This window comes from Pseudarthrobacter defluvii (assembly GCF_030816725.1).
Lineage (GTDB): Bacteria > Actinomycetota > Actinomycetes > Actinomycetales > Micrococcaceae > Arthrobacter > Arthrobacter defluvii_A.
Genome location: NZ_JAUSYG010000001.1, coordinates 4065443 through 4077279, shown reverse-complemented (window position 1 = coordinate 4077279; position 11837 = coordinate 4065443). Strand labels below are relative to the sequence as shown.

At 65.6% G+C, this 11837-nt stretch carries 9 protein-coding genes; 7 read left to right on the top strand and 2 right to left on the bottom strand.

Annotation, left to right across the window (positions count from 1 at the left end; translation table 11 throughout):
• Positions 1–93: 93 nt before the first annotated feature.
• Positions 94–660 carry a type 1 glutamine amidotransferase domain-containing protein gene (locus tag QF031_RS19040; protein ID WP_307431836.1) on the top strand — a complete coding sequence of 189 codons (567 nt, stop codon included), beginning with the start codon at positions 94–96 and terminating at the stop codon, positions 658–660.
• 123 nt (positions 661–783) lie between these two features.
• Positions 784–2298 carry a DHA2 family efflux MFS transporter permease subunit gene (locus QF031_RS19035; protein WP_307431833.1) on the top strand — a complete coding sequence of 505 codons (1515 nt, stop codon included), beginning with the start codon at positions 784–786 and terminating at the stop codon, positions 2296–2298.
• A gap of 11 nt (positions 2299–2309) precedes the next feature.
• Here the strand turns inward: QF031_RS19035 and QF031_RS19030 are convergent, their stop codons facing one another.
• Positions 2310–3146, bottom strand: a complete 837-nt coding sequence (locus QF031_RS19030) for an alpha/beta fold hydrolase (RefSeq protein WP_307431830.1) — start codon at positions 3144–3146, stop codon at positions 2310–2312.
• A gap of 60 nt (positions 3147–3206) precedes the next feature.
• Positions 3207–4121: an alpha/beta fold hydrolase gene (locus QF031_RS19025; RefSeq protein WP_307431827.1), complete on the bottom strand. Its 915-nt coding sequence runs from the start codon at positions 4119–4121 to the stop codon at positions 3207–3209.
• A 68-nt stretch (positions 4122–4189) separates the two neighbouring features.
• Here QF031_RS19025 and lysS point away from each other — a divergent pair, with 68 nt between their 5' ends.
• The 5 genes from lysS to QF031_RS19000 all read left to right on the top strand — a co-directional run bounded on the left by lysS (position 4190) and on the right by QF031_RS19000 (position 11689).
• Positions 4190–5728, top strand: coding sequence for a lysine--tRNA ligase (gene lysS / locus QF031_RS19020; protein ID WP_307431823.1), 1539 nt, complete (start codon positions 4190–4192; stop codon positions 5726–5728).
• Between the two features lie 2 nt (positions 5729–5730).
• On the top strand, positions 5731–5904 hold the full coding sequence (locus tag QF031_RS19015) for a hypothetical protein (RefSeq protein ID WP_307431821.1): 174 nt from the start codon (positions 5731–5733) through the stop codon (positions 5902–5904).
• Positions 5905–6033: 129 nt separating this feature from the next.
• Positions 6034–6363: a histone-like nucleoid-structuring protein Lsr2 gene (locus tag QF031_RS19010; protein WP_307431820.1), complete on the top strand. Its 330-nt coding sequence runs from the start codon at positions 6034–6036 to the stop codon at positions 6361–6363.
• 362 nt (positions 6364–6725) lie between these two features.
• Positions 6726–9218 (top strand): ATP-dependent Clp protease ATP-binding subunit, encoded by a 2493-nt coding sequence (locus tag QF031_RS19005; RefSeq protein ID WP_307431817.1) that lies wholly within the window; start codon positions 6726–6728, stop codon positions 9216–9218.
• Positions 9219–9568: 350 nt separating this feature from the next.
• A complete protein-coding gene (locus tag QF031_RS19000; RefSeq protein ID WP_307431815.1) occupies positions 9569–11689 on the top strand; it encodes a S9 family peptidase in 2121 nt (706 codons plus the stop codon).
• Positions 11690–11837 lie beyond the last annotated feature (148 nt).

Genomic DNA, 11837 nt, shown 5'->3' with positions numbered 1-11837 from the left:
CAGCTTTCCTAGGCTGGAACATGTCAGGCAATCAACTCTCGGGCGGTTGCCGCGCGCGTGAAGGCCGCGGACCGCCTCAGGCGAGGAGGAACAATGTCAGAGCACAGCATCGCAGGCAAGAAGGTAGCATTCCTGCTGACTGACGGCGTGGAGCAGGTAGAGCTCACCAGCCCCTGGCAGGCCGTGAAGGACGCCGGCGGAGAACCCACCCTGGTCGCTCCCAAGGGCGGCAAGCTGCAGGGCTACAACGGCACGGAGAAGGGTGACACCTTCGACGTCGACCTTACGGTCGCCGAAGCAAGCGCCTCCGACTTCGACGCCCTGGTACTCCCCGGCGGCGTCGTCAACGCAGACCACCTGCGCGTCGACAAGGACGCGCAGAGCTTCACCCGCAGCTTCTTCGAACAGCACAAGCCCGTGGCATCGATCTGCCACGGTCCGTGGCTGCTGATCGAGGCCGGCGTCATCAGGGGCCGCAACGTCACGTCCTATTTCACCCTGGAAACGGACCTGAAGAACGCGGGCGCCAACTGGACGGACCAGGAGGTGGTGGTGGACCAGGGCCTGGTGACCAGCCGTAACCCGGATGACCTCCCGGCCTTCAACAACAAGCTGGTGGAGGAGATCTCCGAAGGCCAGCACGCAGGCCAGACCGCCTGACCCCTAAAGTTCCCTCAGGGTTTTTAAACCCGTATGGAGGAATTACTCCAGCGGGTAGAGTGTTGCAATCTGCAGCGGCGCCGACCGCGCATCACTTTCAAAAACACCCCTGAGGGAACACCCATGTCTACCGAAGTCTCTCCGAACGCCGGCGGCCAGTCCGTCCAAGGCGAAGGAACCCGCGACGAAATCCGCGGTGGAGTCCGCCAAGGAACCCAGGCCGCTGCACCGGAAAAGATGTCCCGGGAATCCGTGACCATCATCAGCACGCTGCTGGTGGCGACGTTTGTGGTGATCCTCAACGAGACCATCATGAACGTCGCGCTGCAGCGGCTGATGGTCGATCTCCGCGTTGACGCACCCACCGTCCAGTGGCTGTCCACCGGATTCATGCTCACCATGGCCGTGGTCATCCCCACCACCGGCTTCATCCTCCAGCGCCTCTCAACGCGCGCCGTCTTCATGCTCGCCATGGGACTGTTCGCCGGCGGGACGGCGCTCGCCGCAGTTTCCCCCGGCTTCGAGGTCCTGCTGCTGGCCCGCATCGTCCAGGCCGGCGGCACCGCCATCATGCTGCCGCTGCTGATGACCACCATCCTCACCCTGGTCCCGTTGGCCAAGCGCGGCGCCGTTATGGGGAACGTGAGCATCGCCATCTCGGTTGCGCCCGCCATGGGCCCTACCGTTTCCGGCCTGATCCTGGAGCACTTCACCTGGCGCTTCATGTTCGTTTTCGTCCTGCCTGTGGCCCTCGCCGCGCTGGCCATCGGTGCGAAGTACCTCACCAACGTGGGCGAGGTGGAGAAGGGAAAGCTCGATTTCCTGTCCGTAGTCCTCACCGTTCCCGCCTTTGGCGGCCTGGTTTACGGGCTTAGCCAGATCGGCGGCGGCCACGGCGGCCAGGCCGGTCCGAGCGCCGGCGCCATTGCGGCGCTGGTGATCGGTGTGGCTGCACTCACGGTTTTCGTGCTCCGCCAGGTGCGGTTGCAGAAGGCCGCTGCGCCCCTGCTGGACCTGCGGGCGTTCCACTTCCGCATGTTCACCGTCTCGGTCCTGCTGATGGTGGTGGCCATGATGGCCCTGTTCGGCGGGGTCATCCTGCTGCCGCTGTACCTCCAGGAGGTCCGCGGCCTCGGCTCGCTGGAAACCGGCCTGGCGCTGCTTCCCGGCGGCCTGGCCATGGGCCTGCTGGGTCCAGTCATTGGCCGTGCATTCGACAAGGTGGGCCCGCTTCCGCTCACGGTCACCGGGTCCATCCTCATGGTGGCGGCCCTTTGGCAGTTCTCCATGCTCGACGCCGGCACGCCGGTTTGGTGGATCGTCACCCTGCATGTCGGGCTGAGTTTCGGCCTCGCGCTGCTGTTCACCCCCGCCTTCACCACCGGCCTGAACCCGCTGCCGCCGCACCTGTACTCGCACGGCTCGGCGATCATGAGCACCACGCAGCAGGTGGCCGGCGCTGCGGGTACAGCACTGCTGGTGTCCATCTTCGCCGTGGTGAGTGCCGCCTCCGGGCTCGTCGCAGGGATGAGCGCCGCCTTCATGACGGCAACCGCCATCTCCCTTGCCGCCGTCGTGCTCTCTGCCATGATGCGCAAGACCGAAGGTGCCGGCCCGGGCCACGGTCCTGCCCACTGAAGCCAGTTGGGTCAGCCGGCGTAGAAGTCGCTCAGTTCCTTGATCAGCTTTTCCGGTGCCTTGATGGCGCCGTCGTGACCAAAACCGGGCAGGATGGTGTAGCTGGAGCCGGAGAGCACGTCGTGGATCTGGCCGCAGGCAATGCCGAAGTAGGCCGGGCTCTTTTCGCCCACCACAATCAGCGTCTCCAGGGGCAAATCGAGGAACGGCTCGGCGGGCATGTCCGCGGCGATGATGGCCTTGATCTCGCGGACGCCCGTGCGCATCAGTTCGCGCTGCTGCTTGCCTTCAGTGGTGCCCGCGGTCAGCTTGTTGGCCAGGGTGAGCATGGACAGCGGCATCCGTGAGGAGAATGCGCCGCCGGCTTCCAGCCCCCGCTGGATCACGGCGAGGGCGCGGTCATCGTCTCCGGCGGCGATGGCGCGCTCGTACTCCCCAATCCAGTCGGCGCTGACGCTGCCGTTCACGGACACCGCGGGATCGTAGACGGCGAGCCGTTCCACCGGGAGGGTCCGCGCGGCGTGCAGGGCCACGGCGCCGCCGAAGCTGTGGCCAAAGACGTCCGTGCTGGCGGTGTGCTTCATCACGGCAGCGAGGTCCCGAATGTCCACGTCCAGCGTGTAGTCCTCAGGTTGTGGCGACGACGAACCGCGGCCGCGCCGGTTGAAAGTATGCACCGGCCGCCCCAGGGACGCGCTCAGTTTCTGCGCGAACCTGGTGTAGTCCGCGGCCGTCACCATGGAGGGCGGCACCACCACCACACCCGAACCTGCCGAAGCCAGGTCCACTCCGGTGGAAAAGAGTTCCACAGTGCCGCCGTCGGGGGTCCTGATGTTCTCTCGCGTCATGTTCCGAGCCTAGCCGAGCAAGCTGGGCGGGGGCATAACGGATGCGTCTCAGCGGCACGTTCAGCCGCGGGGAACGGGGACAGCGCCGGCGGCGTCCGTACGGGAGTCCCCGTCCGGGCGGTCATCCTTGAAGTACGCCCCGATGGCGTCCACGAGATCCTTCACCGCTGCCGGGACGGACCCGTGGAAGCACTTGGGGGACAGTTGGTAGGTGCTCCCCGGCACCGCGGCGTGGAGCCGCTCCGCCGTCACTCTGTAATAGCTGGGGCTCTTGCCCCCTGCCATGAAGAGAGTGCCGGTAGGGAGCACGCTGAAATCCCGGGCATGGTCCTTTTCGTCGTAGGCGGCGCGCAGTTCGCCCACGCCGCTGGGCATCACCTGCCGGAAGATTTTGTTCACCTTGGTCCGGAAGAGGACCGCCATCAGGCCCGCGAGGACAGGTTCCGGGATCCTGGCCATAGCCGAGCCCGGGCTGGTGGCCTTCTTCATATGCGCCAGCGCGTGGCCCACCTTGCCGTTGTTGACCGCATCCTCAAACCCGTCCAGCCATCTGGTGTCAATGCTGCCGTCGATATTCACCGCAGCGTCATACACGGCCAGCCTGTCCGGGACGAACGGGGTCCCCGTGAATTCCTGGACGGCGTTCAGGGCCACCGATCCGCCCAGGCTGTGGCCCAGGATGTTCCGGGCGCCGGTGGCGGTGAGGACCGTGCGGACATCCTCGATCTCGGTGGCCATACTGTAATCTGCCGGCTGCTCGGACGAGTTGCCGCGGCCCCGGCGGTCGTAGACGTCCACCGCCCACCCGTCGCCCAGGCCCTTGGCCAGTGCAACTGAGAACGGGCGGTAGATCAGGGCCGTGAGGAACGCGCCCCCGATCAACAGCACCCGCTTTTCGCCCGGCGCATCCTCGGCGCCGTAGCTGTACAAAGCCAGCCTCCCGCCGTCGTGCGTTGGAAGTACCCGTTCTTTCACCAGCCCATCCTAGGCAGCAAGCCTGCGCAGCAACTGGGAGCCCGGCCTGGCAACGCCCGGTAAACTTGATGATTGTGACTTCCCAAAACACCCCCGCGCCCAAGAATGCCCCAGAGCCCGTCGATGCCAGTGAGCAAATGCGGATCCGCATGGAAAAGCGCGCCAAACTCCTTGAGCGCGGCACGGAGGCGTACCCCGTGGGTGTGGAGCGCACGCACTCGCTTGCCGAGATCCGGGAAAAGTACGCCCACCTTGAAGCGGACGACACCACCGGCGACGTCGTGGGCGTCACGGGCCGTGTGGTCTTCGTCCGCAACACCGGCAAGCTGTGCTTCGCAACGCTGCAGGAAGGCGGAACAGACGGCAAGGGAACGCGTCTGCAGGCGATGCTGAGCCTGGCCAACATCGGCGAGGAAGCGCTCGCCGACTGGAAGGCCCTGGTTGACCTGGGCGACCACGTGTTCATCAAGGGCGAGGTCATCTCCTCCCGCCGCGGCGAGCTGTCCATCATGGCCGACTCCTGGTCCATGGCGTCCAAGGCGCTGCGCCCGCTGCCGGTGCTGCACGCCGACCTGAACGAGGAAACCCGCGTCCGCCAGCGCTACGTGGACCTGATGGTCCGCGACGAGGCCCGCGAGATGGTCTACACCCGCGCCGCCATTACCCGGTCCATCCGCGAAACGCTGTTCCGGCACCGCTACGTGGAAGTGGAAACGCCCATCCTGCAGCTGGTCCACGGCGGCGCGCTGGCGCGGCCGTTCGAGACCCACATGAACGCCTTCGACCAGAGGATGACCCTGCGCATCGCCACCGAGCTGTACCTCAAGCGGGCAGTGGTGGGCGGGATCGACCGCGTCTACGACATGGGCCGCGTTTTCCGCAACGAAGGCGTCGACTCCACCCACAGCCCCGAATTCACCACCCTCGAGTGCTACGAGGCCTGGGCGGACCAGTTCATCATGGCGCAGCGGATCAAGGAGATCATCCTCGACGCCGCCGACGCCGTGGGTGCCGGCCGCGTCCTGCAGACCGACGCCGGGGAAATCAACCTCGACGGCGAGTGGGCCTGGTTGCCCGTCTACCCCGGACTGTCCGACGCCGTTGGGCAGGAGATCACGCCGGACACTTCCGTTGAGGTGCTTCGGGAGATTGCGGCAAAGCACGACGTCAAGGTGGATCCCAAGTGGGACGCCGAAAAACTGGTGGTGGAGCTTTTTGGCGAAATCGTGGAGCCCACCCTGCTGAACCCCACCTTCGTGTACGACTACCCGCCGTCCGCGCAGCCGCTGGCCCGCCCGCACCGCGAGGACGGCCGGCTGATCGAGGCCTGGGACCTGATCATCGGCGGCATGGAGCGCGGCACCGCCTTCTCCGAGCTGATCGACCCCGTCATCCAGCGCGAGCGGCTCACGGAACAGTCCATGCACGCAGCTGCCGGTGACGTCGAGGCCATGCAGCTTGACGAGGACTTCCTGCGCGCCCTTGAATACGGTGCTCCGCCCATGGGCGGCATCGGCCTGGGCATCGACCGCCTGGTGATGCTCTTCACCGGCGCCGGTATCCGGGAAACCATCCTGTTCCCCCTGCTGAAGCCCGAAGGGCACTGATCATGGAATACGTAGCAGTTCTCCTTCCCTCCCTGGTGGTGGGCCTGCTGTTCTGGTTCGCCATGAAGGCGATCTTTAACGCCGATAAGGCTGAGCGGCAGGCGGAGGCCCGCGCCCAGGCCGAAGCCGATTCCGCCGTTCACCCGACGGACCGGCCGGGTTCCGAGTCCGAATAGATAAAACCCCCAACTTTCGGGGTTTATCCCCAAGGAACCATTAGGCGCTTTGACGCGTTGCCAAGATAAGAGTCATAATTTTTTTGGGAAACATCCTGCTTTTCTGAAAACCCAAGAGGAAGACCTTTAATGGCACAGAAAGTAAACATCATCCTCGTTGATGATCTGGATGGGGGATCCGCTGACGAGAATGTGAAGTTTGGCCTCGACGGGGTCAACTACGAGATTGACCTGTCGGCAGGCAATGCCGCTGAACTTCGGTCTTCATTAGAGAGGTTCATCAACGCCGCGCGCAAGGCGTCCGGGGGCCGCGCGCAGCGGACCAAGGCGCCAACCGGGGGACGCAGCCACGACTCAGCACAAATCCGGCAATGGGCACGGGATAACGGCTACACGGTTAACAGCCGCGGCCGAATTCAGGCCGAAATCCAGGAAGCCTACCAAAAGGCAAATTCCTAGCACCGCCTTTAGCTCCACCGAAACCCCGCTTACCGCCGCACGGCGGGGCGGGGTTTTTCAATTTTCCGATAATGCTGCTACGGGCAGGGTCCGCTCAATTGGCCCAATTCCGGGGGGGGGGCGGCCGGTCCGCTGGATGGCCGGTCTATTTGGTGGGCCTATGGGTCTGAGGACCCCGCGGCACGGCCGGAACCGGTTTGCTGTGTCAGCTTCCCCTGCCCTTGGGGCCCGTTCTGTAGCGCTGCAGCTCACTGCTGCGCCTATTCCCGCAAGCGGCCGGGTTTCCCCTGTGGCGAACATGCTCCACATCACCGGACGGGCCACGTAGCATCAAAGTACGTCGTAGCTAGGAGTGTGGCGAAATGTTTGAGCGATTTACGGACCGTGCCCGTCGCGTAGTTGTGCTTGCCCAAGAAGAGGCACGCATGCTGAACCACAATTACATCGGTACCGAACACATCCTCTTGGGTTTGATCCATGAGGGTGAGGGCGTTGCCGCCAAAGCTCTTGAGTCCTTGAGCATTTCGCTCGACGGCGTTCGCGAGCAGGTGCAGGAGATCATTGGGCAGGGCCAGCAGGCTCCCTCCGGTCACATCCCCTTCACCCCCCGTGCCAAGAAGGTACTGGAGCTCTCGCTGCGCGAAGCCCTCCAGCTGGGCCACAATTACATCGGCACGGAGCACATCCTGCTCGGCCTGATCCGGGAAGGTGAAGGTGTCGCTGCCCAGGTTCTGGTCAAGCTCGGCGCCGACCTCAACCGGGTCCGCCAGCAGGTCATCCAGCTCCTCTCCGGGTACCAGGGCAAGGAAACCACCGGCGCAGGCGTCGGCGGCGGACAGCCAGAAGGCGCACCCGCCGGTTCCGTGGTCCTGGACCAGTTCGGCCGTAACCTGACCCAGGCTGCGCGCGAGAACAAGCTGGACCCGGTCATCGGCCGCGAGCAGGAAATGGAACGCGTCATGCAGGTCCTTTCCCGCCGCACCAAGAACAACCCGGTCCTCATCGGCGAGCCGGGCGTCGGCAAGACTGCCGTCGTCGAAGGCCTTGCCCAGGCGATCGTGCGCGGTGATGTCCCGGAGACCATCCGTGACAAGCAGCTGTACACCCTGGACCTCGGTTCCCTGGTGGCAGGCTCCCGCTACCGCGGTGACTTCGAGGAGCGCCTGAAGAAGGTCCTCAAGGAGATTCGCACCCGCGGCGACATCATCCTGTTCATCGACGAGATCCACACCCTGGTGGGTGCGGGCGCCGCCGAAGGCGCCATCGATGCGGCCTCGATCCTGAAGCCCATGCTTGCCCGCGGTGAGCTGCAGACCATTGGCGCCACCACGCTGGACGAGTACCGCAAGCACATCGAGAAGGATGCCGCCCTGGAGCGCCGCTTCCAGCCGATCCAGGTCAAGGAACCCTCCGTGGCACACGCCATTGAGATCCTCAAGGGCCTGCGCGACCGGTACGAGGCACACCACCGCGTCACCATCACCGATGGCGCCCTGGCCTCCGCTGCCAGCCTGGCCGAACGCTACATCTCGGACCGCTTCCTGCCGGACAAGGCGATCGACCTGATCGACGAGGCCGGCGCCCGGTTGCGCATCCGCCGCATGACCGCTCCGCCGGAGCTCAAGGCCATGGACGAGCGCATCGCCAAGCTGAAGATGGAGAAGGAATCCGCCATCGACGCGCAGGACTTCGAAGGCGCTGCCGCGCTCCGCGACAAGGAGCAGAAGATGATCTCCGAGCGGTCGGAGAAGGAACGCCACTGGAAGTCCGGCGGCATGGACGACATCTCCGAGGTGGATGAGGATCTCATCGCCGAGGTGCTGGCCAACTCCACCGGCATCCCCGTCTTCAAGCTGACCGAGGAAGAGTCCTCGCGCCTGCTCAAGATGGAAGACGAACTGCACAAGCGCGTCGTCGGCCAGGACGAGGCCATCAAGGCACTGTCCCAGGCCATCCGCCGCACCCGTGCAGGGCTCAAGGACCCCAAGCGTCCCGGTGGCTCGTTCATCTTCGCCGGCCCCACCGGCGTCGGAAAGACCGAGTTGGCCAAGGCCCTCGCGGAGTTCCTGTTCGGCGAAGAGGACGCCCTCATCACCCTGGACATGTCCGAGTACTCCGAGAAGCACACCGTTTCGCGGCTCTTCGGTGCCCCTCCGGGCTACGTGGGCTACGAAGAGGGTGGCCAGCTGACCGAGAAGGTCCGCCGCCGTCCGTTCTCCGTGGTGCTGTTCGACGAAGTGGAAAAGGCCCACGCGGACCTCTTCAACTCGCTGCTGCAGATCCTGGAAGACGGCCGCCTGACCGACTCCCAGGGCCGCGTGGTGGACTTCAAGAACACCGTGATCATCATGACCACCAACCTGGGTACCCGGGACATCTCCAAGAGCGTCGCCACCGGCTTCCAGTCCGGCACCGACACGCAGACCGGCTACAACCGCATGCGTGCCCGTGTCACGGAGGAACTCAAGCAGCACTTCCGCCCCGAGTTCCTGAACCGTGTTGACGACGTCGTGGTGTTCCCGCAGCTCACCCAGGACGAGATCATCGAGATCGTGGACCTGTTCGTGACCCGCCTCGAGAAGCGGCTCAAGGACAAGGACATGGGCATCGAGCTCACCAAGGCCGCCAAGGTGCTTCTGGCAACCCGCGGCTACGATCCCGCCATGGGTGCCCGGCCGCTGCGCCGCACCATCCAGCGGGAGATCGAGGACCAGCTGTCCGAGAAGATCCTCTTCGGCGAGATCCACCCCGGCGACATCGTCGTAGTGGATGTCGAAGGCGAAGGCGACGACGCGAAGTTCACCTTCGCAGGCAACGCCAAGCCGCGCATCCCGGAGATCGCCCCGAGCGTCTAGTCTCCACAGCCAAAGCCCCGCCACTCCGCAAAGGAGCGGCGGGGCTTTGGCTCTTTAACGACACCGTGGTTGGGTCCGGTGACGGCCATCAGAGATTTCCCGGCGCCTGCTCGTTCCTCGCTTTGACGCCGCCTACGTAAATCCCTGATGTCCGCCACCTCGTGCACTGGTGGACTTCAGGCGAAGCGCGGCCGCCGGGGTCATTTGTGTAGCTTGCGTCAAAGCGAGGAACGAGCAGCAAGCGGCAAATGGCGCCGGTGGCGGCGCGCCCCAGCCAACCCCAGTCAACCCATCAGCGTGTCGGCCCCCCCAGTTTGTGACGGGGAGCACAAGCCGTGTTGAATCGGGGCATGGCTAATCAGAATCCGGCGATCCCGGATGAGCAACCTTTGACCCCTTTCCATGACCTCGACCACTACCTGTCCATCCCCCGGGTAAGCGGGCTGGCCCTGAGCCCCGACGGTTCGCGGCTGGTGACCACGGTGAGTACCTTGAACGGCAAGGGCACCGAATTCGCCAGTGCCCTGTGGGAGCTGGACCCGGCCGGGCAGAAGCACGCCCGGCGGATCACCCGCAGCGCCAAGGGCGAGGCCGGCGCCGCCTTCGCAGCCAACGGCGACGTCTACTTCACGTCTGCCCGGCCCGATCCGGACAGCCCTGACGAAGAACCGGTCAGCGCGCTGTGGCTCCTTCCGGCCGACGGCGGTGAGGCGCGGGTAGTCCTCAGCCGGCCGGGTGGTGCGGGCAGGGTGATGACGGCCAGTGATGCTGATGCGGCGTTCCTGACCGCGGAGGTCCTGGCTGGGTCGGCGGATGAGGAGGATGACGCCGAACGGCGCAAGTCCCGCAAGGACAAGAAGGTCTCGGCCATCCTGCACAGCGAATATCCGGTCCGGTACTGGGACGCCGACCTCGGGCCCGGCCAGCCGCGGATCTTCGCGGTTGAAGCGGGGGAGGACAAGGGACCCGGCAGGCCAACAACAGTTGACGCGACTGCCCCTTTGGTCCTGCGCAACCTGACGCCCGACGCCGGCCCGCGGCTCAGGGAGGCCGCGACTGTGGCCAGCCCCGACGGGAAGACCGTCTACAGCAGCTACACCAAGCCCCTTGCCAAGGCGGACAGCCGGTCAATCCTGGTGGCAGTGGATGTGGCATCCGGGGGCCTCAAGGTGCTGCTGGACCAGGAAGGCATGAGCTTCTTCCCGGGTCCCGTCAGCCCCGACGGGCGTACGCTCGTGGTGGTCAGCGAGAGCGACTCCACCCCGCAGCAGGCCCCTGAGGTCAGGATGAACCTGCTGGACGTCTCCGGCGGGACCGCCGAGGACGCCGGGCTGCAGCCCCTTGCCCACGACTGGGACCGCTGGCCCAGGCCCGCAGCCTGGCTTCCGGACGGCTCCGCCATCCTGGTCACAGCGGACGACGACGGCGCATCGCCGGTTTTCCGGGTCAGCGTTCCGGCGGCTGCCGCTGAGGTTGGCGTCACCCGGGTGACGCAGGACGCTGCGGCCTACTCCGACGTCGTGGTTTCGCCGGAGGGGCGCACCGCCTATGCCCTGCGCAGTTCGTACGGGTTCCCTCCGGAGGCCGTGCGGATCGACCTGGCCACGGGCGAAACCACCCGCCTGCCTGCCCCGGCTGATCGTCCGTCCTTCCCCGGCCGGTTGGAACGCGTTGCCGCCACCGCCGTGGACGGCTGGCGCGTGCCCGCCTACCTTGCCCTCCCCGACGGTGCCTCAGCGGACCATCCGGCGCCGCTGCTCCTGTGGATCCATGGCGGTCCGCTTGGGTCCTGGAACGCCTGGACGTGGCGCTGGAACCCCTGGCTCCTCACTGCGAAAGGGTACGCAGTGCTGTTGCCGGACCCCGCGCTCTCCACAGGCTACGGGCAGTCGTACATCCAGCGCGGTTGGGGGTCGTGGGGGAAGGCGCCCTTTACGGACCTCATGGCCGTGACCGATGCGGCGGTGGAACGCCCCGACATTGATGAGACCCGGACTGCGGCGATGGGCGGCTCCTTCGGCGGCTACATGGCCAACTGGGTGGCCGGCAATACGGACCGGTTCAAGGCAGTGGTTACCCATGCCAGCCTCTGGGCCCTGGACCAGTTCGGGCCCACCACCGACGCCTCGCAGTACTGGCTGAAGGAGATGACGGAGGAGATGGCGCTGGAGAACTCGCCCCACCTCCATGCGGAGAACATCAGCACCCCCATGCTGGTAATCCATGGCGACAAGGACTACAGGGTGCCCATCGGCGAAGGCCTGCGGCTCTGGTACGAACTGCTGTCCAAGTCCCGGCTCTCGGCGGACCAGGACGGACAGACGCCGCACCGGTTCCTGTACTTCCCGGACGAGAACCACTGGGTCCTCCAGCCACAGCACGCCAAGGTCTGGTACCAGGTGGTGGAGTGGTTCCTGGCAAAGAACGTCCTGGGCCAGGACACCGAACTGCCGGGCGAACTAGGCCTGTAAGTTCGCGGGCTTCGCGCCGTCGGCCGAGGTATTTGCCCGCGCCTGCTCGTTCCTCGCTTTGACGGCGCCTACACAAATGGCGCCGGTACCCGAACGCCCCAGCCCATCCGCAACCATTAGCAGCCGTCACGCCTCGTAGGATGGCTTT

Coding starts and splice junctions, on each gene's coding strand:
- QF031_RS19040 (WP_307431836.1), top strand. CDS start 94: ATGTCAGAGCACAGCATCGCAGGCAAGAAGGTAGCATTCCTGCTGACT.
- QF031_RS19035 (WP_307431833.1), top strand. CDS start 784: ATGTCTACCGAAGTCTCTCCGAACGCCGGCGGCCAGTCCGTCCAAGGC.
- QF031_RS19030 (WP_307431830.1), bottom strand. CDS start 3,146: ATGACGCGAGAGAACATCAGGACCCCCGACGGCGGCACTGTGGAACTC.
- lysS (WP_307431823.1), top strand. CDS start 4,190: ATGATTGTGACTTCCCAAAACACCCCCGCGCCCAAGAATGCCCCAGAG.
- QF031_RS19015 (WP_307431821.1), top strand. CDS start 5,731: ATGGAATACGTAGCAGTTCTCCTTCCCTCCCTGGTGGTGGGCCTGCTG.
- QF031_RS19010 (WP_307431820.1), top strand. CDS start 6,034: ATGGCACAGAAAGTAAACATCATCCTCGTTGATGATCTGGATGGGGGA.
- QF031_RS19005 (WP_307431817.1), top strand. CDS start 6,726: ATGTTTGAGCGATTTACGGACCGTGCCCGTCGCGTAGTTGTGCTTGCC.
- QF031_RS19000 (WP_307431815.1), top strand. CDS start 9,569: ATGGCTAATCAGAATCCGGCGATCCCGGATGAGCAACCTTTGACCCCT.